The organism is Paenibacillus sp. Y951 (genome assembly GCF_056786395.1).
Window position 1 is genome coordinate 1 of record NZ_JBXCIY010000007.1, and the last position, 26116, is coordinate 26116.

Sequence of the window (26116 nt, forward strand, 5' to 3'; positions counted from 1 at the left end):
CCATTTTAAGCAAGGTGTCGCAGGCAAGGTATTATTAACAGACATCACTTACTTAACCTACGCTTACGGTAAACGTGCTTATTTGTCGACGATTAAAGATGCTGAAACGAATGAGATTTTAGCTTATGAAGTATCGGATAAGATCACCTTAGATATTGCCTTAAACACGCTATATCAACTAAAACGCAATCATTCGCATGTCGTGAAAGATGCATTTATTCATTCGGATCAGGGATTCCACTATACCAATCCTCAATTTCAAAAGTTAGTGAAGAAAATGAAGTTAGGACAATCTATGTCACGTCGGGGAAACTGTTGGGATAATGCTCCACAAGAATCTTTCTTTGGACATTTCAAAGATGAAACAGATTTGAAAAACTGTGAGACATTAAACGATGTGAAACGCGAAGTAAAAAGTTATATGATCTATTACAATCATTTTCGAGGGCAGTGGAACCTAAAAAAACTGCCGCCTGCAAAGTACAGACAACAGCTTCTTCAAGTTAGCTAGCTTTTTTTGAAATGTCCTTTACAAAGGGTACAGTTTAAAGAATCCGGGTGTCACTCCCCTTCTCCAAAGCGACAGAGGCTTCCAGTACACGTCTCATGAGTATAATCGACATCAAGTAAAATACAGATTTATAAAAAGTATGTCTCGTGTAAGCCGATGCTTGGACAACCAACCTATTGAGCGATTTTGGGGTACCTACAAATCAGAAAGCTATTATCTTACCAAATTTAATACTTATGAAGACGTCCTCAAAGACGTTAGTAACTATATTCGCTATTACAACAATTACCGCTATTCAGAGTGTTTGGATGACTTATCACCTAACGAATACCGAAGAGCTCCATAACGAAAAGAACCTCAGCTCTGTTAAAACGAGCCGAGGTATCTAACCTAACTATTTTTGTTTTTTACACTGTCCACTTGACAGGGAGCACTTCATAGTTATCCTGCTCTTTTTATTAAGCTCCCATGAAAATGAAATCAGCTCAAAACCTGAAAAAGAGCAAAATAAAGAAGACTCAGAATAACACTTTTTAAAAAAGTGCTGAGCCTTATGTGATTTTTTATAAAGTTAGGTATACCGAAAAACAACATTCCACAACTAATAAAGGCAAGGCTGGTGCAAAAACAAGAGTAGGATTAATCTCCCATGAGTGCTTCCCAAAAGGGAGCGACAATCTGTGATGCACCGTGGTCGTTGGAGTCAGACTAACGGTTGGGCTCTAAGGCACCATAGCTTATCGACCTTCTTCGCCAACCGTACAAACAGTATAGACAGAGGTATCCATTTTCATCCTCTGTGGTGCAGCGCCGCTCTTGCGCTGCATGTATGGCTAACGGGCAGGATTGCGTGGTAGCACTTAAGATGTGGATGAGTACATTTGTCCATATATCGGACAAGAATGAAAGAAGGTTTTACCATCTTTCCAATGAATACATGTAGAATCATGTGAAATTGGAGGGATATAATGCTACGTCCTTTAAATGCTACATTTCCGACTGATAAAAAAATTGCCGGTGTACACAGCATACCAATTACCGAAGATGGCTCAATTATTATGGTCTGGGATAAAAATGAGAAGGCGCTCACAACAGTCGGTGGGAGAATTGAAGTTAATGAAGATATTGATACAGCTTTAAACCGTGAGACAATTGAAGAAGCAGGTCTTATTTTAGAGTCTAAAAGAGTACCCATTGCTGCTTGGTATTGGGAGAGTACGGATACATACACTGTTTTTGTTATGGCTAGAGTAAAAGAGTATGGAATCATGCCCGATGGGTTTGAAACAACAGGAAGAGTGACTATGAATTTTGAAACAGCGCGCCAAATTATTTCAAAAATTGAAGGTGAGGGGTTACGGCTTCAGCTATTAGAGATTGCCGAATCAGTATTTAAACAACATTTCAAAAGATAATTCGTTAAGCTCTAACGGAGAACGATAGTTTAATACGCCGCCTCCCAAGTAGGGCGGTTTTTTTATGTTGAAAATCAACATTAAGATTTAACATAGCCATTTAAATAATGGTTCAAAATCATTGGCTGTCAGCATCTTCGAAGCCGACTATACTCCAGTGCTTTACCGCGTGATCACAGTCAGTGATTTTGAACTACCTCTCTTGTTGACGATATTGATGGGGAGTAACATCATAATGCCTCTTAAACACCTTAATAAAGTAATTCACATCATTATAGCCAACCATATATGAGATATCAGTGATTGAGAGGTTTTCATTGTTCATCAGCTGAAGAGCTTCCTTCAGTCGTATATGGTGAATATAATCTGGAAAGGTTAAACCTGTTTCCTTTTTAAATGATCTGGACAGCTCATATTTGTTAATACCTATTTCATGGGCAATCTTTGCAAGTGTTATATCTTCGGCAAGATGCCATCTTATAAACTCCAAAGCTTTACGGATGTATGGTGAGTAGGAGAGCAGCGATAATTGTTGTACTAATTTACAATATTCCAAACACATTTTATTTTGAAGTGCTTCGAGCTGCTTAATATTAGTAGTCTTTTCAATTTGAATCGCAAATTTTTCGGAAATACTATCAATATATACGGGATGCACTCCACCGTTTTCAACTGCTTTACGAAGTAACGTATTTCTCACAAAGGTTAGATTTTTTCTAGAGCGCAATGGATCATTCGGAAAACGATCAGCCAAAGGGTATTTAGGATGTTCATCTGTAATTAATAGTTGCTCCACTAATGATAAATTACCTTGTTGGACAGCGTTCATTAATGTATTCTCGTTACGATATCGTTCCTCAACAATATGCATTTTCTCAATGTTCTCAGCAGGAGGAGATAATGAGAGATTTGCGCTGATATAGTTTTTACTTTCGATAGCTGTATGTGAGGTAGAAGAAGGCGTTGAATGTTGGAATATGTATTGAATGAACTCGATAATATGATTGAGCTTTTCATTACTTATTAATGGTAACGACAAATAATATTGTTGGACGATAGGCAACAACGAAAGTGACCAATGATGCTGAAATAATATATCTTGAACTTGAATTGTCGAAGGATCTATTTGCAGAAAAGGACCAATGATTACCGTACCCTCATTGCGATAATCCCCTTGAATATTGACTGAAATATATATCAATTGCTGTGTGGTGACATGGACTTGAATATGATGCTGCGTTTTGTTAAGTTGATGTAATATATTGGCGCGAACAGTTTCAAATAGAGGTTGCAACGTTTCAGGAATATGCATCGGCCCATAGGCAAACAACATATTTTGATGCGTATCCATATAGATGGTTTCGACTCCTGAAAATGTATAAGTGAATTTTAGAAGTTGATTTAATTGCTGCACTGGTGCATTGTTCATTGTACTCATTCCTTTGCAGAAGTTGTAATAATTATATCAACATTTTACTATTAATCGCAATAATATACGAGATGAATAAAGCGCTCTCTTGTAAACTGAAATTGTTCGATAGCAAATCTTGCTTTTGAAGCTACTTTTAATTTTCGTTATATTTCAAGTTGCATTTTCATTAAAATAAAAAGTTATAGGAGAGATGGAGTTGTACAATGACAAACTACACATATCTGGATTTTCGGATGAAATCTCATCTGATTTTGTAACTCAATTGCAAGTTGTTAGTAAGCTTGGCATGAAATATTTATCATTACGTGGCATTTATGGACGAAATATTGGAGAATTCACACTTGAAGAGATTCAACAAACAGTGTTGCCGAAGTTAAATGAATATGAGATTGCTGTCTCATCCATAGGAGCACCGATTGGGAAAATCTTCATTACTGATGATGAAGGTTTTGCACAGCAACTTACTATGCTAGATCGTTTATGTCAAATTTCAAATGTGTTGAATTGTAAATACATTCGTATTTTTAGCTTTTACATTCCTAAAGGCGAGGATGCAGATCAATACCATAATAAAGTTATCTCGCAAATAAGCCAATTTGCTGCAATCGCTGCTAAATATAATGTGATCTTGCTTCATGAGAATGAAAAAGATATTTTTGGTGATATCGCAAGACGTTGCTACGAGATGCTAGAGGCTGTTCATTCCCCTTATTTCAAAGCAATTTTCGATTTTGCGAATTTTGTACAATGCGGTGAAGATACATGGGAATGCTATCAGTTACTGAAGCCTCATATTGAATACATTCATATTAAAGATGCAGTTTCTACTAGCCAGCAAAATGTTGTTTGTGGCACAGGAGAGGGGAAAATCAAGGAAATATTAACCGATGTGATTGCTAATGGCTATGAAGGATATTTGACATTAGAGCCGCATCTAGTATTGTTCGATTCCTTGAAAGACCTTGAGTTGGAAGCTGCTGAACATATTATTAAAGACGATAAAGGTATGACAGGTGAGGAAGCCTATGTGTTACAATTTCATGCTTTAGTTGATTTACTCCAATCTATTGAGAAAGAGGCTGAATAAGATGACAAATCTAAAAATGGGAATTATCGGTATCGGTGCGCAAGGTGGAGCTTACGTTAAATTTATTACTAAAGGTAAAGTGAAAAATACGGAGCTAGGTGCAATTTGCGATACAGATCCTGCTAAAAAGCAATGGGCACAAGAAAACTATCCAGATGTACCATTTTTCGATAATTATATCGAAATGCTTGATAGTGGAACGGTTGATGCAATCGTTACATGTGTACCACATTACTTACACCCAGAGATGGGTATTGCAGCTTTGCAACGAGATATTCATGCATTACTAGAAAAACCAGCAGGTGTATATACGAAGCAAGTGAAAGAATTGAATGAGTTTGCACAAACTAAGCCTAATATTGCCTTTGGTATTATGTTCAATCAACGTACTAATCCTCTTTATCAAACCTTGAAAAAATTAATCGATGATGGTGAGATTGGAGATATTCGTCGTACGAATTGGATGATTACAACATGGTGGAGACCGCAGGGTTACTATGATCAAAGTGCATGGAGAGCAACTTGGAAAGGTGAAGGCGGCGGCGTACTTGTTAATCAAGCGCCACATCAGCTTGATCTATTACAATGGATTGCAGGCATGCCAACAAAAGTATATTCCAATGTGAAATATGGTTACCAGCGTAACATCTCGGTTGAAGATGAAGTGACGGTAATGATGGAATATGCGAATGGTGCAACGGGCGTATTTGTTACATGTACGCATGATATTGTCGGAACAGATCGTTTTGAAATTCTTGGTGATAAAGGTAAGATCGTTGTTGATGATAGTAAGAAGATCACAATTAAACGTCTAACTAAACCTGAGCGCGAGATGAGTGACTCGATGAGTATGGCAGATGTTATGAATATCTTTATGGGCGGCAGTACAGCTGATATCTACTCTGAGGAAGTTATTGAATTTGAAAGCGTATGGGGAGCACAGCATATTGCAGTATTCGAAAACTTTGCAGCACATATTCTTGAAGGTGCGCCATTACTAGCTCCAGGCAGCGACGGTATTCATGGTGTGGAATTAGCGAATGCGATTCTTCTGTCTAGTTGGTTGAACAAAGAAGTGGAATTACCAATAGATCCAGAGTTGTATTTGTCTGAATTGAATAAGAAGATCACAGCTGAACAATAAAACGAATGGAGTGAATAAGTGATGACGAAGCAATCAAAAATAGGCGTTCAAATGTTCAATTTGAAACAAAAAGTTGAAGAGCTAGGTGTATATGCGACACTAGAGAAGCTACATGAAATGGGATTTCATTCCGTTGAAGTGACACAAATAGCGATGACAGCAGAAAACGTAGCACAATTGAAAAAAGCTAGTGAAGATTTCGGCATTCAAATCGCAGCGGTATCTGCTCCATTAAGCAAAGGTGAAAACGATCCAGGTGAGTCTTTAACGACTCATTTTGATAAAATTGTCGATGATTGCAAACAGCTTAATTGTCAATATATTCGCATTGGACTGATGCCTCTTGCGATTATGGGACATAAAGACCAAGTGATGCAATATATTGCGGATGCTGAAGCTATGGCGAATCGACTAGCTGAACATGGATTAGAACTTTATTATCATAATCATCATGTAGAATTTGAGAAATATGATGGAGAGTATCTAATTGATATGATGCGTAATCATACAACAAAGCTTGGGTTTGAACTTGATGTTCACTGGATTCAGCGTGGTGGAGAAAATCCTGTTGCGGTTATTAATCGCTTCCAAGGACGAATCGGATTATTACACTTGAAGGATTATCGTGTTGGCAGATTAACTGTAGGCGAAGATGATCTTAAGGATATGTCTAAGTTTATGCAGAAGTTCACTAATATTATTGAGTTTGCAGAATTAGGACAAGGGTCTTTGGATATTCCGGCAATTATCGATGCAGGGTTAGAAAGTGGTGTGAAACACTTCTTCATAGAACAGGATGATACGAATGGAAGAGATCCGTTTGATTGTCTAGAAGATTCTAAGCAATATTTAGTTCGTCAAGGATATGGTGACTGGATCTAATTTATAAAATGCAAATAAAGTATGTGGAAGCTAGTAAGTTAGCATTCACATACTTTTATGCTATCATCATGACTAAATAATGATGCCGAAAACGGGAATTATCGCGTTGACGTTTAGGAAGAGCAATGATATCATTTAATTAATTAGTTTACTATACTAATTAAAAATAGAGTTATTCTTTTCTTTCTCACATGAAATCTAATTTATTTGATAAAATTATATACAACGTATATGAAATGGAGTGAATGTTGATGGGTATTCTACAAGAGCTTGTTAAAGATATTCCTGTTCCAAAAATGGCAAAAGTAAAGGTTACTTTTGATAGCAGTCACATTGAAAATTTGAGTGAACAATTATTAGTGAAATTAGATCGTGATGAAATTGTCCAACAGATTAAGCCTGGCATGGAAATTGCCATTGCGGTTGGTAGTCGCGGGCTTGATCGTCTTGTTGAATTAACGCAATGCACTGTGAAATTTTTGCAAGATCTTGGAGCTAAACCGTTTATAGTGCCTAGTATGGGCAGTCATGGTGGTGCTACGGCTGAAGGACAGCGTGAAGTGCTTGCACATCTCGGCGTAACAGAGGAATCGGTTGGTTGTGAAATCCGCTCTTCCATGGAAGTTGTGAAGCTAGGTGAACTACCTAATGGTCTTCCTGTCTATGTAGATCAATATGCTGCAAGTGCTGATGGAATCGTTGTTATTAACCGTATTAAGCCACATACCGCTTTTCGTGGTCCAGTTGAAAGCGGTATTATGAAAATGATCAGTATTGGACTTGGCAAGCAAAAAGGTGCGGAAGCGTGTCACCAACTTGGTTTCAAGTATATGGCTGAAAATGTTCCTGCAATGGCGAAAATGATTATGGCTGAAAAGCCTATTTTATTCGGTGTTGCGACAGTTGAAAATGCGTTTGATAAAGTTGCGGTTGTGGAAACATTGACTCCAGCAGAAATTATAGAGAAAGAAGCTAGTTTGCAAACACAAGCAAAATCATTGCTACCGAAGTTGTTTTTCGAACAATTAGAAGTACTAGTTATTGATCAAATCGGAAAAAATATTAGCGGTGACGGTATGGATCCTAACATTACAGGACGCTACCCTACTCCGTATGCCCATGGCGGACCAGATGTTAATAAAATGGTCGTGCTAGATTTGACTGAAGCAACAGAAGGGAATGCCAATGGCGTAGGTACCGCAGATTTCACAACACAACGTCTAGTAGATAAGATGAATCTTGAAGTAACTTATGCAAATGGACTTACTTCAACTGTAGTTGCTCCTACAAAGATTGCTACGACTTTAGCTAATGATAAAGAAACGATACAAGCTGCGATTAAGACAAGTAATATTCTTGATTTTACTGAAGTGAAAATGGTTCGTATTAAAAACACATTAGTATTAAGCGAAATTGAAGTGTCAGAAGCACTTATAGAATATGTTAATCAACATCCGCAGATGGAAGTTATAACTCCATTATATGAAATACCTTTCGCTGAAAACGGGAATTTGTGGTAGAAAACATTACAACTAAGATTCAAAAAGCAGGCTTGCAGAACCGAGAAGATGGAGCGCTACTTGAGAAAGGCGGAAGCGCAAGTGTACATGATTACGTACACGCGAACCGTACTTTCCAAGTTCGCTTCATATTCGATGTCGAATAACCTTCGAAGCATACTCATCGTTATCAAAGTCTGCTTTTTGAATTACCATTACAACTAAGGAGAGATGGATATGAGTAAATTATTTGACTTAACAGGTAAAACAGCAGTTGCTATTGGAGGAAATAGTGTGCTTGGGTCTTCTATCGCTCACGGATTAGCTGAGCACGGTGCCAAACTTGCAATCGTTGGACGCAATATGGAAAAGGCTGAAGACGTTGTACAAGCCATTATTGCTAATGGCGGTGAAGCAAAAGCTTTTCAAGCGAATGTTAGTGACCGTGAATCTTTACTACAAGCAGCATCTGACATCGAAGCATGGTCAGGTGGTTGGGATATTTTATTGAATGCACCAGGTAAAAACAGCAGTACTCCTTTTCTTGAACTTGAAATGGAGGAATTCGATGATATTATGGATGTTAATTTGAAAGGTATCGTTCAAGCTTGTCAAATTTTCGCTCAGAAAAATATTGAGCAACAGCGTTCAGGTAGTATTATTAATATATCTTCTGTTTCTTCAACAACACCACTTTCTAAAGTGTTTACGTATTCTGTTTCTAAAGCGGCATTGAACAGTGTTACACAATATTTGGCGAGAGAGTTTGCCCTTCATGGTATTCGTGTTAATGCCATTATTCCTGGTTTCTTCCCTGCGGAACAAAACCGTAAAATTTTGAGCCCTGATCGCATAGAATCAATAATGAAGCATACACCGATGCAACGTTTTGGAACTCCTGAGGAATTGCAAGGTGCTGCGGTCTGGCTTGCTTCAGAACAAGCATCTAGCTTTGTTACAGGTGCATTGATTCGAGTAGATGGCGGTTTCGGTAGTATGACCATCTAAATGGTTTGAGTAGTTTATGAAAAGTTCGAGATCATGCTTTCGACGTACTTTTCATTACAAGAGAGGTTTACCAAGTAGATTATGAAAAGTTTAAGTTAATGCTTTCGACGTACTTTTCATTACAAGATTATGAAAAGTTTAAGGGGGAGAAATGATGCTGACAGCGAAATATGAAAAGTTACAATCGATTTTGCGAGAAATGCAAAGTGTAGTCGTTGCATTTTCTGGTGGAGTAGATAGTACATTTTTGTTAAAGGCAGCGATAGATACATTAGGTACTGATCATGTTATCGCTGTTACGGCGGATTCCGAAACATATCCTTCGAGTGAATTAGAAGAAGCGAGAGAGCTTGCTTCTCTTATTGGCGCTACACATATCGTCATTGAAACTTCCGAATTAGCAATTCCAGGATATTCAGAGAATAATAAAAATAGATGTTACTTCTGTAAAAGTAGTTTATTTGATCATATATTACCAATTCTTGAAGAAAAAAATTATAAAAACATTATTTACGGTGTCATTGCTGATGATCAGAATGAGCATCGCCCAGGTATGCAAGCTGCTAAAGAACGTGGCGTCAGAGGTCCATTACTGGAAGCTGATCTTTACAAAACAGAGATAAGGGAGTTATCCCAATCTGTTAATCTGCCCACTTGGTCTAAGCCTTCTTTCGCTTGTCTCTCATCGCGTATCGCATACGGTGAACAGATTACGAATGAGAAATTACAAAAAGTTGATGCTTCTGAACGATATTTGAAGTCATTGGGTATTCGCCAAGTACGCGTTCGTACCCATCAGGAGATTGCCAGAATTGAAGTAGAATTAGCGGATATGCCTATTCTGCTCGAAAATCATGCGGTAATCGTTGCGCAATTGCAGCATTATGGATATAAATATGTCACAATGGATTTATTCGGTTACCAAAGTGGCAGTATGAATAAAGTGCTTGCTCTCTGACGCTTAACGTTGTGAGCAACGATAGAAACCACGATTAGCTAGGGTTTGTATTGTTCTTGTTCATAGATGCATATCTGAAAGGAAGATTAACAATGGTAAGGCAACTAGTAATAGGAATTGATCTAGGGACCACGAGTGTTAAAGCATGTGCATTTCAGACCGACGGTCATACTATAGCTGAAGTGGAAGAGATGAATAAGACGGAATATCCCAAGCTAGGGTATGCCCTGCAAGATGTCGAACATATTGAACGTTCTGCCGTATTAGCACTAAAGCGATTAATTGAAAAAGCTAATATTATCGATGGGGAGCTACTGGCTGTTTCTTTCTCTGCTGCGATGCATTCGCTAGTATGTGTCGATCCTTCAGGTAAGGCGATTTCCCCGCTCCTTACATGGGCAGATGGTCGAAGTGTAGCACAAGTACGTGCTTTATCCGATCAGGACAAACAACATTATTATAAGTTAACTGGAACACCTATACATCCTATGACACCTTTTACGAAGTTACTGTGGATGAAAGAAACAAACTATGCTCCTTATAATGAAGCTAAATATTTTATGTCCGCAAAGGAATTTATTATTTATAAATGGTTTGGTAAACGTTTGATTGATTATGCAATGGCATCAGCTACGGGGCTATTTAGTCCTGTTACATTGCAATGGGAGCCTACATTACTACAATTAACGAATATCACTAGTGATCAATTATCAACAATCGTTGAACCAACTACAATACTTACCGAAATAAGTACAGAAATAGCTCAAGAAGTTGGGATTTCTACAGATGTACCGTTCGTCATTGGTTCGGCAGATGGACAACTTGCCAATCTAGGCAGTGGGGCAATTTTACCAGGTGAAGTTGCTATTTCTGTTGGCACGAGTGGTGCTATCCGTCAATTTACTTCAGCTTTCCAAGTAAGTGAGGCACAATCTACATTTTGCTATTCTTTCAGCAGTGATACTTACATCGTTGGTGGGCCGACAAATAACGGCGGTGTAGTATTGCAATGGACAAAGGATTTACTGCAATATGAGGGTGACTTTGCTGCATTTATCGCAGAAGCAGAACTAACAGAGATCGGTTCAGAGGGTCTAGTATTTCTACCTTATCTCAATGGAGAACGCGCGCCAGTATGGAATCAGGATGCTAAAGGTAATTTCTATGGCTTGTCGATCTCACATCGTCGTGAACATCTCATTAGAGCTGTATTAGAAGGAATTACGTTAAATCTATATCAAATAGGTAATGCGCTTGAACAGTCGATTGGACCTGCGCATAAAGTGTTTGTTAATGGTGGTTTGGCACGCTCCTCAGTATGGCTGCAAATGCTAGCAGATATATTTAATGCCAATATTTATGTTTCAGAAAGCCATAATGGTGCTGCTTGGGGTGCCTCATGGACGGCATTAGTTGCACTGGGACATGCTTCTTCATTCGAGGATATTAAAAATTATATACCTATGAATGAACCAGTCGTTCCGATTGCTGAGAATAGCGAGAAATATAAAGCGATTTATGAAAAGTACATTTCTGTACAGCAAGTCATTGCACAATTATTTTAATAAGGAAAAAATGTTAATGCTTCCGAAGTACTTTTCATTAACACGAAGTATAATTGAAAGCAATATGAAAAGTTTTAGTATATGCTTTCGTAGCTACTTTTTATTAAATAGTTAATAAAAAGTTTTAGGAGTGATGATGTTGCTAGAGGATATATTGAAAAAAGTACAGAATGGCGAACTATCCGTTGATGTAGCGAAGCAACAATTAAGTGCCTTCGAAGATTTGGGTTTTGCTAAAGTTGACCATGACCGCAAGAAAAGACAAGGATTCCCTGAGGTTATCTACGGAGAAGGCAAATCGTCCGAACAGATTATTGCAATAGCTAATGCGATGCTGCAACGCAAAGATCAAGTACTTATTACACGTATATCTGTCGATAAAGCGAGTGAAGTACAGCATTCCATTCCGCAGTTGGTCTACCATGAACAAGCGCGGATTCTATATTGGGTGCAAGATTTCCACAAAAAAGATCAGTCTCAACAATATATTGCTATTATTGCAGCAGGTACATCTGATATAGCTGTAGCAGAAGAAGCTGCTGTTACAGCTGAGGTGCTTGGTTGCCCAGTTCATCGGATATACGATGTTGGCGTCGCTGGCATTCATCGCTTATTGTTCCATGCGGAAGAGATTCAAAATGCGGTAGCGTCCGTTGTCGTTGCTGGCATGGAAGGTGCTTTACCCAGTGTTGTTGGAGGATTAGTATCACATCCTGTTATTGCCGTACCAACTAGTGTTGGCTATGGTGCAAATTTCAATGGATTATCCGCATTGTTAACGATGTTAAATTCTTGCGCTTCCGGTATTAGCGTAGTTAATATAGATAATGGTTTTGGTGGAGGCTATAATGCCGCTTTAATTCACAAACTGAGCGAGAGAGGTCAACATAATGAAAACACTTTATCTTGATTGTATAACTGGCATCAGCGGAGATATGTTTATTGGAGCGTTAATTGATGCTGGCGCTGACGCGGCATTCATGCAAGAAGAATTGAAAAAACTTAATATCCAAGAAGAGTATACATTGTCTTGGGTAAAAGTAATAAAAAATGGTATTACGGGTACCAAATTTAATGTGAATTTGGTACATGAGCATACACATAATCATGAACACGGACATAGTCACACGCATGAGCATTCACATGACCATGGACATAGCCACACACATGAGCATGAACACGGACATATCGACACACATAAGCATACACATGATCACGACCACGGGCATAGTCACTCGCATGAGCATTCACATGACCATGAACATGGACATAGTCACACACACGATCATGAACATGGACATAGCCATACACACGACCACGAACATAGTCACACGCATGAGCATACTCATGATCACGACCACGGACATAGCCATACACATGAGCATTCACATGATCATAGCCATGACCATCGCTCATACAAGGATATCGTGCATATGATCGAACAGTCGCAATTGTCTGAAGTTGTGAAAGATACATCCTTACGTTTGTTCCGCAAAATTGGTGAGGCAGAAGGATTAATTCACGGACTTCCATTGGACAAGGTTCATTTCCATGAAGTAGGTGCTGTTGATTCGATCATTGATATTGTTGGTGCAGCCATATTACTAGAACAACTTCAGATTGAGGTTATCAAATCGTCCTCTGTTCCAGTTGGCAACGGCAAGATTCATATTGATCATGGTATATATCCAGTTCCCGCTCCTGCTACACTAGAGATCATGCGTGGCATTCCCATTGAGCAGTCAGATATTCGTTCGGAATTGACGACGCCGACTGGTGCTGCTTTTGTTGCCGTTCTTGTTAATGAATTTTGTAATCTACCGTCGATGAAGGTTCAAGCCGTTGGTTATGGTGCGGGTACAAAAACATTCCCTAAGCACCCTAATGTACTTAGAGTAATTATTGGAGAGTAGTGGATCATTTGTCGTATATGAAGGGAGTGAATAGGATGGAGAACATTCATCCACCATCGCATGAGCATGTCGATGACCAAATGTATAAGTTAGAAGTCAACCTAGATGATATTCCCGGTGAATGGTTAGGCTATGTGATGGATTTACTTCTTAATAGTGGAGCGAATGATGTGTACTACACACCGATATTTATGAAGAAAAATAGGCCAGGTACATTATTACAACTACTTTGTTCTGTTGATAAATTAGAAGCTATGAAAGATATATTGTTTCGCGAAACAACAACGCTTGGCATCCGCTATTACCCGTTAACAGTACATCGCTTAGAACGCGCGTATGAACAAGTAGAAACGCAGTGGGGTACAATCAATGTCAAGAAAGGATTTCACAATGGACAACTCGTTCAGTGGGCTCCTGAATACGAAGATTGTAGAGCGATTGCGACATCGTTTCACATTCCTCTTAAAGAAGTGTATGCAGCCGTTAGAAGACATGAAGCTTGATAAATGGTGAAGCGTTATGTAGTTATCTGAACCACTATTTCTAACTCAGCATGTTGGGCCAGAAATAGTGGTTTTTTCTACGGATACAGTTTTTGTATTCACAACAGACGCCTATATTAGAGAGCACTAATCTCGGGTGGGCGTCTGTGTTAGTGAGCTTGCTTTTCCTCTTATTGTACTTTCAACCAGGGGCGCATGTCGGTAGCGTGAATTAGGTATTTTATAGGCGGTTCATTTATCAAATTCTTGTACATATTTCGGTATGAAATCAAACCAATTTTTTCCTAAATGATCATCGAGTAATTCAATCAATTCTTTAGCACCTAATAATTCAATTCTGGAATTATCATTTGCTAAAGTAATACTTCCCTTTGTAAAACCTAATGGACTTATTAACACCCCTTTAGTTATTTTATCGTTTGAAATTACCCCCAATAAAGCCCTCACCCAAAGAACACCTACATTATTTTTATATCGCTTACATTCAATATACAACTTTTCCTTTTTACCAGGAGTATTGTTTAGTGCTAATACATCCTTTCCTCCATCCTTTATAGCATCAGTCAATGTTACATCATAACCAATTTCGCTATATAGTTTAGCTATTAAACATTCAAATTCTCTGGAACTAAGTTCTAGAAGAGTATGTGGAGTATAATCGTTTTGAAGATATTTAGCTCTAATTAAAACTTGTGCATCGTATAGTCCATTAACTGCAGAATCTGGTAAAGTCGAAATATGTACACCTGTGTAAGCTTCAATAATGCTTAAAGTAGTCTTTGGAGAATAACTAACTAAATCTAAAATCCAAGTAATCCCCTCATAACCTACACCAGTTTCTATAAGTCTTCTGATGTACTCATTTGAATACTCTTTAATTCCCCGAAGACTGTAATAATCTGCATTCAACTCATCTATACCATATGAACAACTGTTAACAAGTAGCATTCTTATTAGTTTTTTAAAGTCTGACTCATTTACATCTTTAATTTTGGTTACATATTCAGTTAAAAATTGATCTGAGGGAAAACAGTTATTAGGATATAGTCTATTTCTATCGTTTGAATTCATAATATCAATCCAACTATCAAGCGACATTTCTCCATTGTTAATTAATGAAGGGCTAAAAATTATCTTTTCAGACATAGAAATACATCTCTTTTCTTTATATATTTAACATTACAACTTTTTCATAAAACATAATATTAACCAAGCGTCGTATACAATTGACGAACACGTTCTTCATCTATAGGAATATCTAGAGACAAGACTAAGAAATAAGGCAATTGCCACTTCTGAGTGTTTTGTGCTTGACGACTGGTTGGAACATCCCAAGGTGGATAAATACGTATGGCTCTTTTTCCACCGACTCCTTGTTCGGATAAAATGTCCTTATCACGTAATACAGAAGATGGAAAAACAAATTGACCAAAGTTGTTGCCTTCGCGAGCACAAATGACATAGAAATCAACAGCTTCAGATATGTCATACGGCTGTATTGTTCCATTTTCATTACGCTCCCATATCGTTACAAATTGACCGACTTTGGTAGGTGTGATCTTTGCCACACGAAATCTGATGTTAAGTGTATTCAACTTAAAGTAATAAGAACCGTATTCGGCGTTATGTGGTTCTGCTAGAAGTTGAGTACATTGTAATTCAGGTGTTGCGTAGATACGTTCTATCACTTCTATTAGATCACCGTGTAATGGAGTAGAAGACGTTAATTCGTCATGAACGATGGTGTTGTGATTCGAAGAGCTTGAGTCTAGTTCTATCATTGATGCATTCCTCCACATATTCATCTCACTTATAAGTCATTTATTAATAAGTACACTTAATATTATAGAACTTAAGTTCGTATCGTTCAATCGATCATAAGTGAAAACGAAATAGCTGTTTATTTTAGGAAGATTAATTAAGACGAGATTGACAAACGAATAGTGATAGTATAATGTTATCTTAAAGTTAAGACAATAACTTGATGAAGGACACTTCATTGTAACATCGAGATGAAAGATAAACACTTTAACAATGATTGTTCATTAGTTTTATTATTTATGATCAGTGATGGAACAGTATTATTCGTTAAACAGACCATATATCTTAATTTTAAGATTAAAGGAAACTAATTATACTAAGACAAATCATAATTCACAAAAAAAGAGAACTCATAATTCAAAAGACAAAATTAAATTATTGGAGGAATTAATTATGAATCAACTAAAAGGTATTCACCACGTAACCGCAATAACAAGTAGTGCAGAGAAAAACTACGAGTTTTTCACTTATGTATTAGGAATGAGACTTGTTAAGAAAACAGTTAACCAAGATGATATCAAAACTTACCATTTATTTTTCGCAGATGATAAAGGTTCTGCTGGTACAGACATGACTTTCTTTGATTTTCCTAACATTCAAAAGGGAGTACACGGTAACAATGAAATCTTCAAAACTTCATTCCGTGTGCCAACAGATGCAGCTATCGATTATTGGGTAAAACGTTTTGATCGGTTGAATGTGAAGCATGCCGGAATTTCTGAACAATTTGGTAAAAAGACTTTATCATTTGTCGACTTTGATGATCAACAGTATCAATTGATCTCAGATGAGTACAATAGTGGAGTAGAGTCAGGTACACCTTGGATAAAAGGACCTATTCCTCTAGAATTTGCAATCACCGGATTAGGACCTATCTTCGTGAGAATTAACGATTTCGATCACTTCAAGCAAATGTTAGAAAAAGTAATGTTATTCGAGGAAATCGCTTCAGAAGGATCGAATCACTTATTTGAAGTTGATGAGGGTGGTAATGGTGCTCAAGTTATTGTTGAGCATAATGTAATTCTTCCGCCATCTCGTCAAGGTTTCGGTACGGTCCACCATGCTGCATTCCGTGTAGCGGATCGTGAAGTACTGGATGAATGGACTGAACGTTTTGCTAATTTCGGTTTCCACACATCTGGTTATGTCGATCGTCATTTCTTCGAATCACTGTATGTACGTGTTGCACCGCAAATTTTGTTCGAATTCGCAACGGATGGTCCGGGCTTTATGGGTGATGAGGAATATGAAACAATAGGAGAAAAACTTTCATTACCACCATTCCTTGAAGGTAACCGTGATCAGATTGAAAAGTTAGTAAGACCGATTAATACGATAAGAAGCACGATCGAATTTACGAAAGAATACGAGTGATAATATATATTCGCTTTGTTTAGAGGGACAACGATATTTAGTGTTCATTGTATAAAGGAGTGGAGCTCATGATTACTATTCAGCCAAAGGATCAAAGTGAACGAGATAATTATAAACTGTTAGTTGGATCGATTATTCCAAGACCAATCGCATTTGTAACGACATTATCAGATGCAGGAATAGTTAATGGTGCTCCGTTCAGCTATTTCAATATTGTCTCATCTAATCCGCCTATGGTGTCTATTGCTGTACAACGACCAGACGGACGGTTAAAGGATACAGCTCGGAATATCTATGATCGCAAAGAGTTCGTTGTTCATATCGTTGATGAAGACAATGTTGCAACGATTAATACAACTGCAGCTTCGCTACCTCCAGACGAAAGTGAAATAGAGCTCGCTGGATTATCAGTTGTTGCTAGTCGCGTTGTTAATGTGCCGGGTATTAAGGAAGCAAAAGTTCGAATGGAGTGTAAGCTCGTTCAAGCGATTCCACTTGGGGGAAATCAAGAAGGGATAGCAGGCTCGGATCTATTCATCGGTGAAGTTGTCATGTTCCATATTGCAGAAGAAATTTATGAAGAAGGTAGAATTGATGCCGCTTCATTGAAAGCTGTGAGTAGATTAGCAGGAGCTAGTTATGCTAAAGTTGGTGAAATCTTCTCTATTGAAAGACCCCAATGAATCAGATTCAACATCTATACTAAACCTGCTCAAATGGAGAAAATATTAAAATGTACTTTGAACGCATCTGGATTAATATAATAACAGTTAAGAAGCTCTTGCTAATCGCAAGAGCTTCTTTCGTATACTAATTCGTAGATTCATTACGCAGACGCAGATGCCGCATGAAAGTTTCAGCAGCTATAGATAGCTTCGTATGATTACGAACTGCAAACCCAATACTACGAGAGGGCAAAGAACTATTAATTTTAAGTTCGAATAACGTTCCTCTTTGCAATTCTTCCTGCACAAATGAACGACTGATAAAGGTAGCCCCATAGCCTAATCGCGCAAATTCTGATAATAACTCGATACTGCCTAACTCAATATCAGGAGTAACAGACAGCCCTTTAGCGGCAAACCACTGATCGATGAAAATTCTAGTACTGCTACCAGGGGATAATAGAATTAAGGGGATCTCAGCAAGCTCTTGTATCGTAATTAAACGAGTGGCCCATTGTTGATAAGCTTCGCCGACGACAAAAATATCTTCAAGCTCCACCAGCGTTTGAATATTCAATTCAGGATCATCAATCGGCATATGGACTAGCGCAAAATCAATTTCACCTTCTTTTACCCGCTTCGTAATTTCGGGAGTTTTCCCACGTGATAAACGAATTCTAATCGTAGGATATTGATGATGAAACGTATTCAGCTGTGGAAGGAGTAGATGCTTAATTAGCGAATCACTTGCACCAATTCGAATTTCACCTACATTAAGCTGTTTGAGATTTTGAAGATGCTTCTGCCCAGAATCAAGCATTGCAAACGATTGCTCGACATATTTCAGTAAAGCTTGTCCTTCTTCGGTTAACTCTACCCCTTTAGAAAGCCGATGAAATAATTTAACATCTAAAGCCTCTTCCATCTGTTTAATTGCATAGCTCACAGATGGCTGTGTAATATGAAGCTGCTGTGCGGCCTTTGTTAGATTTTTATGCTGCGCAGTATACATGAAAATTCGATACCATTCTAAATTAATCATGTGATATAGAACCCCTCTATGACAGGATGACAAAATTGTGATTTCACTTATTTCAAGTATCTCATTATAATAAGGATATAGCAATAATGTAGAAGTTCAATCAAGAAGCTAATCAAAAAGTTAAGTAGATGCTTTCGAAGTGACTTTTTGATTTCGTAGAAGGTCAATCAAGAAGCTAATCAAAAAGTAGAGCAGATGCTTTCGAAGTAACTTTTTGTTACAAAAGAAGCTTATTCAGAGGAAGTTACAAAAAGTTTTTGGGAGGAATAAAACATGGCAGGGAACACATTTGGAGAAAATTTTAGAATTACAACTTTTGGGGAATCACATGGTAAATCAGTAGGGGTTATCGTTGACGGCGTAACACCTGGGGTAGAAATAGATGAAGCTTATATTCAAAAACAAATGGATAGAAGAAAGCCAGGTCAATCTTCGGTTACGACTCCACGTAAAGAATATGATATCATTCAAATTCAATCGGGAGTGTTTGAAGGTAAAACAACAGGAGCGCCGCTTGCAATTATGCTACACAATCATGATATGAAATCAGAAGCATACAGTGAGATTCAACATTCATTCCGACCAGGTCACGCTGACTTTACATATTTACAAAAGTACGGCATTCGCGATCATCGTGGAAGCGGGAGAGCGTCAGGCAGAGAAACAGCTGGTCGTGTAGCGGGTGGTGCAATTGCTCGTAAGTTGCTTGAAAATCGTGGTGTACAAGTTGTAGCCTATACGATTCAAATCGGCGATATTAAAGCAAACTCATTCAATGAAGAGTTTATCGAGCAAAACCCGGTACGTACTTGTGATCCTGAAGCAGCTCAGCAAATGATTAGTAAAATCGAGCATCTCGCTTCAGTTGGTGATAGCTGTGGTGGTATTGTAGAATGCCGTATTCGCGGTGTGGATGCAGGACTTGGTGAACCAGCATTTGATAAATTAGATGCAGAATTAGCTAAGGCAATGCTTTCTATCGGTGCGGTTAAAGGAATCGAGTTCGGCGCAGGCTTTGCTGCAGCTAGTATGCTAGGTAGTGAGCATAATGATGCAATGAATAAAGATGGTTTCTTAACAAACAATTCTGGTGGTATTGTCGGAGGAATTAGTACTGGTCAAGAAATCGTTTTACGTATTAGTGTTAAGCCAACTTCATCAATTTCTGTAACACAGCAAACGATGAACGAGTGTGGCGAAGAAATAGAGATTAAAACTGAGGGTAGACATGATCCATGTATTTGCCCGAGAATTGTGCCTGTCGTTGAAGCAATGGCATGTCTCGTAGTAGAGGATCTGTACAAGCGTCAAGCGGCAGTACGCTACTAGAAATCGCAAAGTATAAGATTATGTAATATTTTTTGAATGCCTATGTCCCGATGCGGATATAGGCATTTTTGTCCATTTAAATGGCTAGAAAAAAAGTTGATTCGTAAAAATATAATGTTAATAAGTGGTGATATAGTATAAAATGGTAATAATTAGTTGGAATGATGATTCACCGTTCGTGGGACGTATGCTCTGTAATTGCTGTTTGATGATATAATGACTGCTTTTTCAATACGAGATACCTTTGAACTACAAGTATCAATAAAGAGGAGTATCCAATGATGTACGAAAAATTGCAATCCAAAGATGCAAGTAACTTGAAAAGTCTAACAAGTCCATATCATTCTCAAGAGCAGCAAGAGCATACAATCACCCCATCATTTGACACTAACATGATGATGCGTCTGCAACAAAGTATGGGGAATACGGCGATGCAGCATATGCTACAAAGTATGCTCTCAGAAAGTAATGACACAGAGTCCGATAAAGTACTAGATGAGATGAATGAACAGGAATCTACTCCAGAGAACGTACTGAGGAGAATAACTAAGTTAGAAGAAGAGGACCAAGAGAGCCAAGAGAATCATTTGGAAGCTAAGTCAATATCGGACATATTAGCGATGGATCCTGCTTCTACAACGCGAACACGAGATGAAATGGAACGAGATATTCGGCTTGCCCAGTTAACTGTAGATAAAGTAATTGCAGAAAGTACGAGTTTAGATGAGGTTAGCTCCTATTTTCCGTTGCTGCAATTGCGGTTTGGATTGAAAAACATAGAGATTCAGGGTGCAGGAACACCTAAAGCACAAGTTGCTATGGAGATAAATCCTAAGGCGGCTTGTATATTATCGAATGCTGGTGAGATTATTTTGAACAAAGGTGAATCTTATAACTTGCCTGAGAAACAGGACGTAAAGTTCAAAACTGGAGTAAGCTCCTCTGGACATACATGGGCAACTGAGATGATTGCTAACCAACTAGGTCCTAATCATCCTCAAGGCTTCGGTCCTACGGAACAACGTGCATTAATGCGGCATTTACCTACTAACCGTAAAAACCATCCCGGTCTTGAAAATAGATATATTCGCGGTCATTTACTTAATGACAGTCTTGGTGGACCAGGTCTTGAACAGAATATGTTCCCAATTACAGAAAGAGCGAACAAGGATCATGAGTCCTATGTGGAGAGTGAGGTAAAAAATTGGGTCAATAACTTAGGATATTTTGTATATTATCATGTGGAAGTGAAAAATATCAGAGAAACCTTGGATGTATCATTATATGATGATGCGAACAACTTTGTAGATGCTGAGCTGCATTGTGAAGCATATGTACTTTCTGCAGATGGTAGTCGCTCTAAGTTGAAGGGGTATATTAATCGTATTATTAAGTCAGAGCATGCCGTATATCGTATGGTAGCAGATAAGCAAGAAACAACATTACGTGGAGTTAATGATCCAGATAATTCTCACAAAAAAATAGTTGATAAAAGGTTAGTTGAGCTATCCGTAACCAAAGATAAGGGTGAGAAAGGTTATGATACCGTAATTCCAGAAGTAGCAGATGGAATTATAGAATTTTTTGAAGAGTTTAAGCAATATATTACGAAGGATCAAATCTTTTATTCTAAATTAGCTCAATTAATTGGACCTAGCTTGAATAAAGTTACACCGAGTAATCTAAGATTGGTTTTTCAAGCTATCGTTTTGGATTCTAGTGACGGTAAGCAGAAGGTGGACAATATACAACGTACCAACTTTAGCAAGGTCGGTAATTGGAACCATATTACGAATGAACTTAGTAAAAAGAAAGATGTAATTTCTGATATGCTCGATAACTTAACGAGCGTCATCGATTTGTACAATGATTTGCAAGAGGGTGAAAAACAATGGCTATGTGAAAACGTATATGGCTGTTATGATAGAATGTTACTTAACCGAATGCTAGAAGATTATATGGATGTTGATGAAAGTATTATAAATATGAGACACAAGTTGAACGAACTGAATGAACAGGGTAAGGACGATGCTGAGTTCAGACACGAACCCCAGAGTAATAACTTTGCTTATATGGAAGGCTATAGATCGGTGAATCAGTCGACCAAAAAACAGAAGAGATAAAGTAACGATCAATCAGATGATCAAAATACATAATATTCTTGACATACGCCAATAACCTTGTATACAATTGTATACAAGGTTATTGGCGTATGCATTTGTATACAAACTGCAAAGGGGAAATGTTGAAGTTGAAGGAACAAAGTATATTAAAACCATATTTTAAAGAGACGTGGCGCATTTATTTATCGTCAATTTCATTACATGCAATTGCTAGTATCATATTGGCTTGTTTCCCTAAAGTACTTGGAGAATTCGCGGATCAACTATCGTCAGGAGGTTTAATATCGCATGATATTATGCGGTATAGCTTATTACTACTGCTTATAGGTGCAGGTCACGTACTCATCGGGGGTTACGGACAATATCTCATCATGTATGTTGGCCGACTGTTTGAATATATGACTAGACGTAGACTATTCTCCCATTTCTCTGAGCTGAGCGAGCGCTATTATTCCAAAAACGGTACGGGCAAGATGCTGAGCTATTTTATGAATGATGTTACAGGAGTTAGGGAATCTATCTCTATGGGTGTTAACCAGCTTGCCACGGGAACAATGCTTTTATTTTCATGTATAGGTGCGATGCTCCTCAGTGATATTCCGATCTATTTAATAGCAGCAACTGTCGGTCCATTATTTCTAATTCCATGGATTGTGACACGTATTGGTCCCGCTATTCGCCAGCGATCGCTGAAAGTGCAGCAATCGCTGGCTGCAATGACTGAGTCAGCCGAGGAGCAGTTCGGTGGTATTCGGGTTACAAAAAAATTTGCGGTTGAGCCTCTCATGATCAAGCGCTTTGAAGCAACGGTCGACCGGATTCGTGATAATCAACTATCACTTGTACGCATGTCCTCACTCTTCCAAGCGATCATACCCTTTTTAGGCTCGATGTCCTTAATTATTGCGTTAATGCTCGGAGGTTATCTAACGATTACTGGAAAGATCACACTCGGAAATTTTGTTGCCCTAACGCTATATGTTCGGATGCTGATGACCCCATTGCAACAGATTGGTAATGTCATTAATGTTGTGCAAAGATCACGTGCGTCATTACAACGGCTGAACGAATTGGTCGCTGTTCAACCGGATATTGTTGAATCAGAAGAAGCTGTGGATGTCGAGCTAGATCGATTTCCAGTACAGATCCAAGATCTTACATTTTCATATCCAGAAGCTGCTCAGCCTGCTTTGCGGGAGATTAATCTAGTCATTGAGCCTGGTATGACACTTGGCATCGTTGGTCGTACTGGTAGTGGCAAGACAACGCTTGTCAAGCTGCTGCTGAGAACCTATGAAGCATCGGAGCGGTCAATCCAGATTGGTGGAACGGACATTCGTAGCATTAAGCTTAATAGTTTGCGCAGTCAAATAGCTTATGTACCACAAGATGGATTCCTCTTCAGCACAACAATTGGAGAAAATATTGCTTTCGCCAAACGACAAGCCAAGCAAGAAGAGATAGAAGTAGCCGCACAACAAGCACAAATGTATAACAATATTATGGAGTTCCCTAATCGCTTTGAGACGAAGCTAGGGGAACGTGGTGTCACCTTGTCGGGTGGCCAACGTCAACGAACGAGTCTTGCGCGAGGATTCATCAAACAAGCTCCACTCATCATATTAGATGACAGTGTCAGCGCTGTAGATTCAGTCACTGAGAATGAAATTTTACAGACGATTCAAGAAGAACGCCACGGTAAAACTACCATTATTATTGCGAACCGAATCAGTTCTTTGAAGCATGCAGATCTTATCATCGTTATGGAAGAAGGGCGAATCATTCAACGAGGCAAGCATGAAGAACTACTGGCGGAGCCAGGACAATACGCTACGCTTCATGCGATTCAAGAGGAGGGAAGTGCGCATGCCACATTCATCTAAACAGCGAGATAAGGAACATATTTCAAAGCAAGGCAAGAAGCCAAAGCAACAATATCGATCTGCCTTTCGGATTTTGGGTTCCTATGTGGTGCCTCATAGGTTCACATTTTTCTTGGTCGTGATCTGTACCATAATTGCTATTGCTTCGGAATTATTCCAACCTTACTTAGTTAAAATAGTGATCGATGATAATCTAATGTCAGGCAAGAATGAATGGGGCAGTATACTTGTCATCTGCTTAATCTACTTCGGATTGTCGATATCTGGGTTTATATTCACTTATTTGCAAAATAATTTATTACAGTTCGCAGGACAAAGCATTGTCGCGAAGATTAGAAAGCAATTGTTCGAACATATTACAAAGCTATCCATGTCTTATTTCGATAAAACGCCGAATGGTAGTCTGATCACACATGTATCAAGTGATACCGAAGCTGTGAACCAATTTTTTAGTCAAGTGTTGCACACATTGCTACGTGACGGTCTTACGTTGATTTTCATTTTAATTATGATGTTTCAGTTAGACGTAACTCTAGCAATGTATTGTCTAGTTTTGCTGCCGATCATTGCCATTATTGCGATTTCATTTCGTTCTTTTATGCGCAAAACGTATCAGATGGCACGCACACGACTATCCCGTCTGATTGCATTCGTAGCAGAAAACTTATCAGGAATGAACTTGATTCAAGTATTTCAACAACAGAAAGCACAGGCAGAGCAGTTCGAGGAACGAAATGACGCGTATTTCAAATCTAATATTCGTGAGATACGTACACATGTTGTTTTCAATAAAACTTTTGATCTTCTAAGTAACCTAAGTATCGCATTCGTGACATGGATGGGTGGTAATGCAGTCCTTGGCCAAACACTAGAATTTGGGGTTCTATATGCATTCATAACTTATATTCGCCAGTTCTTCCAGCCGATCAATGCGATTACCCAACAATGGAATACATTACAATCGACAACGGTTGCTGTGAATCGGATCTGGGGAGTGCTCGATCTGAAGCCAGATATCGCGGATCATCCGCATCCTAATCAAGTGGACATGGAATCGGTACAAGGTCGCATAGATTTCAACCATATCACTTTTGCGTATGGAAACGGTTCGCCGGTCTTCCGAGGACTTGATCTACATATCCGTCCAAGCGAGATGATTGGTATCGTTGGTACAACTGGAGCGGGTAAAAGTTCGCTTATGAGCCTGTTATGTAGGTTCTATGATGTGCAAGAAGGTAGTATCCACATTGACGGTATTGATATTCGAAGGATGCGACAAGCGCAGCTACACCGAATTGTCGGTCTAGTACAACAAGAGCCTTATTTGTACGCCGGAAGTATTATTGATAATGTGCGTATGTTCGACGAAACCATCTCTCGAGAAGCGGTAATAATGGCATGTGAATTCGTTGGTGCTCATCCAATGATACATCGAATGAGCGATGGTTACGATACGAAATTGTCAGAGCGGGGGAGTGGGTTGTCAGCAGGCGAACGGCAACTATTGTCATTTGCTCGTATCATTGTTTTCCGTCCAAAGATCCTTATTCTGGATGAAGCAACTGCAAACCTTGATTCACAGACCGAGCAACTTATTCAACATGCATTGCATGTTGTCTCTGAAGGTAGAACAACGATGGTTATCGCACATCGGTTATCGACAATTATGCATGCCGATCGGATTATCGTGATGCGTCATGGTGAGATCGTCGAGTCAGGTACACATACGGAGCTACTTGAAATTCAAGGTTTCTATGAGGAATTGTATCGTCATTCACAAAATGAAGCGAAGATACAGGAAATTAAGCCAGCATCTAAAGTTTTGATAGATGCAATTAGGTAGGGAACGTAGATCATAGATGTACAGTAGTTATCAAAGTAAATCCTTTCGTCATTTATTTGATGAAAGGATTTTTTCATCGAGAGATATAACCTATTTAATATACTGTAATGATGATT

General features: G+C 38.5%; 24 protein-coding genes. 20 read left to right on the top strand and 4 right to left on the bottom strand.

The window, feature by feature from the left end; genetic code table 11:
- The 3 genes from AC1TPB_RS11475 to AC1TPB_RS11485 all read left to right on the top strand — a co-directional run.
- Nucleotides 1-511 (top strand): IS3 family transposase (locus AC1TPB_RS11475; protein WP_482076605.1); only part of this gene is annotated, 511 nt, incomplete at its 5' end.
- A 139-nt stretch (nt 512-650) separates the two neighbouring features.
- Complete coding sequence (locus AC1TPB_RS11480; RefSeq protein ID WP_482076606.1) at nt 651-857, top strand: IS3 family transposase; 207 nt, start codon at nt 651-653, stop codon at nt 855-857.
- 622 nt (nt 858-1479) lie between these two features.
- Nucleotides 1480-1926 (top strand): NUDIX hydrolase, encoded by a 447-nt coding sequence (locus tag AC1TPB_RS11485; protein WP_482076607.1) that lies wholly within the window; start codon nt 1480-1482, stop codon nt 1924-1926.
- 193 nt (nt 1927-2119) lie between these two features.
- Here the strand turns inward: AC1TPB_RS11485 and AC1TPB_RS11490 are convergent, their stop codons facing one another.
- Nucleotides 2120-3364, bottom strand: coding sequence for a helix-turn-helix domain-containing protein (locus AC1TPB_RS11490; protein ID WP_482076608.1), 1245 nt, complete (start codon nt 3362-3364; stop codon nt 2120-2122).
- Nucleotides 3365-3554: 190 nt separating this feature from the next.
- On the opposite strand from AC1TPB_RS11490, the gene AC1TPB_RS11495 reads away from it, so the two are divergent.
- From AC1TPB_RS11495 to larC2, 11 genes are all read left to right on the top strand, one after another.
- Nucleotides 3555-4445: a sugar phosphate isomerase/epimerase family protein gene (locus AC1TPB_RS11495; RefSeq protein WP_482076609.1), complete on the top strand. Its 891-nt coding sequence runs from the start codon at nt 3555-3557 to the stop codon at nt 4443-4445.
- A 1-nt stretch (nt 4446) separates the two neighbouring features.
- Entirely contained in the window at nt 4447-5589 is a 1143-nt protein-coding gene (locus AC1TPB_RS11500) for a Gfo/Idh/MocA family protein (RefSeq protein WP_482076610.1), read from the top strand.
- 21 nt (nt 5590-5610) lie between these two features.
- Nucleotides 5611-6471: a sugar phosphate isomerase/epimerase family protein gene (locus tag AC1TPB_RS11505; RefSeq protein ID WP_482076611.1), complete on the top strand. Its 861-nt coding sequence runs from the start codon at nt 5611-5613 to the stop codon at nt 6469-6471.
- A gap of 251 nt (nt 6472-6722) precedes the next feature.
- A complete protein-coding gene (locus AC1TPB_RS11510) occupies nt 6723-7991 on the top strand; it encodes a nickel pincer cofactor-dependent isomerase, group 22 (protein ID WP_482076612.1) in 1269 nt (422 codons plus the stop codon).
- Nucleotides 7985-8137 (top strand): hypothetical protein, encoded by a 153-nt coding sequence (locus AC1TPB_RS11515; RefSeq protein ID WP_482076613.1) that lies wholly within the window; start codon nt 7985-7987, stop codon nt 8135-8137. Before AC1TPB_RS11510 ends, AC1TPB_RS11515 begins: the two co-directional genes overlap by 7 nt.
- Nucleotides 8138-8207: 70 nt before the next feature.
- The gene (locus AC1TPB_RS11520; RefSeq protein WP_482076614.1) at nt 8208-8978 is read left to right on the top strand and encodes an SDR family oxidoreductase; all 771 of its coding nucleotides are present in this window, start codon (nt 8208-8210) and stop codon (nt 8976-8978) included.
- A 154-nt stretch (nt 8979-9132) separates the two neighbouring features.
- Complete coding sequence (gene larE, locus AC1TPB_RS11525; protein ID WP_482061792.1) at nt 9133-9936, top strand: ATP-dependent sacrificial sulfur transferase LarE; 804 nt, start codon at nt 9133-9135, stop codon at nt 9934-9936.
- Between the two features lie 92 nt (nt 9937-10028).
- On the top strand, nt 10029-11501 hold the full coding sequence (locus AC1TPB_RS11530) for a gluconokinase (protein ID WP_482076615.1): 1473 nt from the start codon (nt 10029-10031) through the stop codon (nt 11499-11501).
- A 139-nt stretch (nt 11502-11640) separates the two neighbouring features.
- Nucleotides 11641-12411, top strand: coding sequence for a nickel pincer cofactor biosynthesis protein LarB (larB, locus tag AC1TPB_RS11535; protein WP_482076888.1), 771 nt, complete (start codon nt 11641-11643; stop codon nt 12409-12411).
- A complete protein-coding gene (gene larC, locus AC1TPB_RS11540; protein ID WP_482076616.1) occupies nt 12392-13414 on the top strand; it encodes a nickel pincer cofactor biosynthesis protein LarC in 1023 nt (340 codons plus the stop codon). The genes larB and larC overlap by 20 nt, the downstream gene beginning before the upstream one ends.
- A gap of 35 nt (nt 13415-13449) precedes the next feature.
- Nucleotides 13450-13917, top strand: a complete 468-nt coding sequence (gene larC2, locus AC1TPB_RS11545; RefSeq protein ID WP_482076617.1) for a nickel pincer cofactor biosynthesis protein LarC2 — start codon at nt 13450-13452, stop codon at nt 13915-13917.
- Nucleotides 13918-14148: 231 nt separating this feature from the next.
- Here larC2 and AC1TPB_RS11550 read toward each other — a convergent pair whose 3' ends face one another.
- Nucleotides 14149-15063: a restriction endonuclease gene (locus tag AC1TPB_RS11550; protein WP_482076618.1), complete on the bottom strand. Its 915-nt coding sequence runs from the start codon at nt 15061-15063 to the stop codon at nt 14149-14151.
- Nucleotides 15064-15122: 59 nt separating this feature from the next.
- Nucleotides 15123-15698, bottom strand: coding sequence for a MepB family protein (locus AC1TPB_RS11555; RefSeq protein ID WP_482076619.1), 576 nt, complete (start codon nt 15696-15698; stop codon nt 15123-15125).
- A 433-nt stretch (nt 15699-16131) separates the two neighbouring features.
- Between AC1TPB_RS11555 and AC1TPB_RS11560 the strand changes: the two genes are divergently transcribed.
- Together AC1TPB_RS11560 and AC1TPB_RS11565 are read left to right on the top strand one after the other, a co-directional pair.
- Nucleotides 16132-17115, top strand: coding sequence for a ring-cleaving dioxygenase (locus AC1TPB_RS11560; RefSeq protein WP_482076620.1), 984 nt, complete (start codon nt 16132-16134; stop codon nt 17113-17115).
- Between the two features lie 68 nt (nt 17116-17183).
- Nucleotides 17184-17798, top strand: coding sequence for a flavin reductase family protein (locus AC1TPB_RS11565; protein ID WP_482076621.1), 615 nt, complete (start codon nt 17184-17186; stop codon nt 17796-17798).
- A gap of 127 nt (nt 17799-17925) precedes the next feature.
- Here AC1TPB_RS11565 and AC1TPB_RS11570 read toward each other — a convergent pair whose 3' ends face one another.
- The gene (locus AC1TPB_RS11570) at nt 17926-18822 is read right to left on the bottom strand and encodes a LysR family transcriptional regulator (protein ID WP_482076622.1); all 897 of its coding nucleotides are present in this window, start codon (nt 18820-18822) and stop codon (nt 17926-17928) included.
- Nucleotides 18823-19095: 273 nt separating this feature from the next.
- On the opposite strand from AC1TPB_RS11570, the gene aroC reads away from it, so the two are divergent.
- The 4 genes from aroC to AC1TPB_RS11590 all read left to right on the top strand — a co-directional run bounded on the left by aroC (nt 19096) and on the right by AC1TPB_RS11590 (nt 26000).
- Nucleotides 19096-20151, top strand: a complete 1056-nt coding sequence (gene aroC / locus AC1TPB_RS11575) for a chorismate synthase (RefSeq protein WP_482076623.1) — start codon at nt 19096-19098, stop codon at nt 20149-20151.
- 278 nt (nt 20152-20429) lie between these two features.
- Complete coding sequence (locus tag AC1TPB_RS11580; protein ID WP_482076624.1) at nt 20430-22274, top strand: hypothetical protein; 1845 nt, start codon at nt 20430-20432, stop codon at nt 22272-22274.
- Between the two features lie 128 nt (nt 22275-22402).
- A complete protein-coding gene (locus tag AC1TPB_RS11585; RefSeq protein ID WP_482076625.1) occupies nt 22403-24157 on the top strand; it encodes an ABC transporter ATP-binding protein in 1755 nt (584 codons plus the stop codon).
- Nucleotides 24141-26000, top strand: a complete 1860-nt coding sequence (locus tag AC1TPB_RS11590; RefSeq protein ID WP_482076626.1) for an ABC transporter ATP-binding protein — start codon at nt 24141-24143, stop codon at nt 25998-26000. The genes AC1TPB_RS11585 and AC1TPB_RS11590 overlap by 17 nt, the downstream gene beginning before the upstream one ends.
- The last annotated feature ends 116 nt before the right edge of the window (nt 26001-26116 follow it).

Coding starts and splice junctions, on each gene's coding strand:
- AC1TPB_RS11560 (WP_482076620.1), top strand. CDS start 16,132: ATGAATCAACTAAAAGGTATTCACCACGTAACCGCAATAACAAGTAGT.
- AC1TPB_RS11490 (WP_482076608.1), bottom strand. CDS start 3,364: ATGAGTACAATGAACAATGCACCAGTGCAGCAATTAAATCAACTTCTA.
- AC1TPB_RS11570 (WP_482076622.1), bottom strand. CDS start 18,822: ATGATTAATTTAGAATGGTATCGAATTTTCATGTATACTGCGCAGCAT.
- AC1TPB_RS11530 (WP_482076615.1), top strand. CDS start 10,029: ATGGTAAGGCAACTAGTAATAGGAATTGATCTAGGGACCACGAGTGTT.
- AC1TPB_RS11520 (WP_482076614.1), top strand. CDS start 8,208: ATGAGTAAATTATTTGACTTAACAGGTAAAACAGCAGTTGCTATTGGA.
- AC1TPB_RS11480 (WP_482076606.1), top strand. CDS start 651: ATGTCTCGTGTAAGCCGATGCTTGGACAACCAACCTATTGAGCGATTT.
- AC1TPB_RS11550 (WP_482076618.1), bottom strand. CDS start 15,063: ATGTCTGAAAAGATAATTTTTAGCCCTTCATTAATTAACAATGGAGAA.
- aroC (WP_482076623.1), top strand. CDS start 19,096: ATGGCAGGGAACACATTTGGAGAAAATTTTAGAATTACAACTTTTGGG.
- larC (WP_482076616.1), top strand. CDS start 12,392: ATGAAAACACTTTATCTTGATTGTATAACTGGCATCAGCGGAGATATG.
- AC1TPB_RS11580 (WP_482076624.1), top strand. CDS start 20,430: ATGATGTACGAAAAATTGCAATCCAAAGATGCAAGTAACTTGAAAAGT.
- AC1TPB_RS11555 (WP_482076619.1), bottom strand. CDS start 15,698: ATGATAGAACTAGACTCAAGCTCTTCGAATCACAACACCATCGTTCAT.
- AC1TPB_RS11485 (WP_482076607.1), top strand. CDS start 1,480: ATGCTACGTCCTTTAAATGCTACATTTCCGACTGATAAAAAAATTGCC.
- AC1TPB_RS11505 (WP_482076611.1), top strand. CDS start 5,611: ATGACGAAGCAATCAAAAATAGGCGTTCAAATGTTCAATTTGAAACAA.
- AC1TPB_RS11565 (WP_482076621.1), top strand. CDS start 17,184: ATGATTACTATTCAGCCAAAGGATCAAAGTGAACGAGATAATTATAAA.
- larC2 (WP_482076617.1), top strand. CDS start 13,450: ATGGAGAACATTCATCCACCATCGCATGAGCATGTCGATGACCAAATG.
- AC1TPB_RS11590 (WP_482076626.1), top strand. CDS start 24,141: ATGCCACATTCATCTAAACAGCGAGATAAGGAACATATTTCAAAGCAA.
- larE (WP_482061792.1), top strand. CDS start 9,133: ATGCTGACAGCGAAATATGAAAAGTTACAATCGATTTTGCGAGAAATG.
- AC1TPB_RS11510 (WP_482076612.1), top strand. CDS start 6,723: ATGGGTATTCTACAAGAGCTTGTTAAAGATATTCCTGTTCCAAAAATG.
- AC1TPB_RS11500 (WP_482076610.1), top strand. CDS start 4,447: ATGACAAATCTAAAAATGGGAATTATCGGTATCGGTGCGCAAGGTGGA.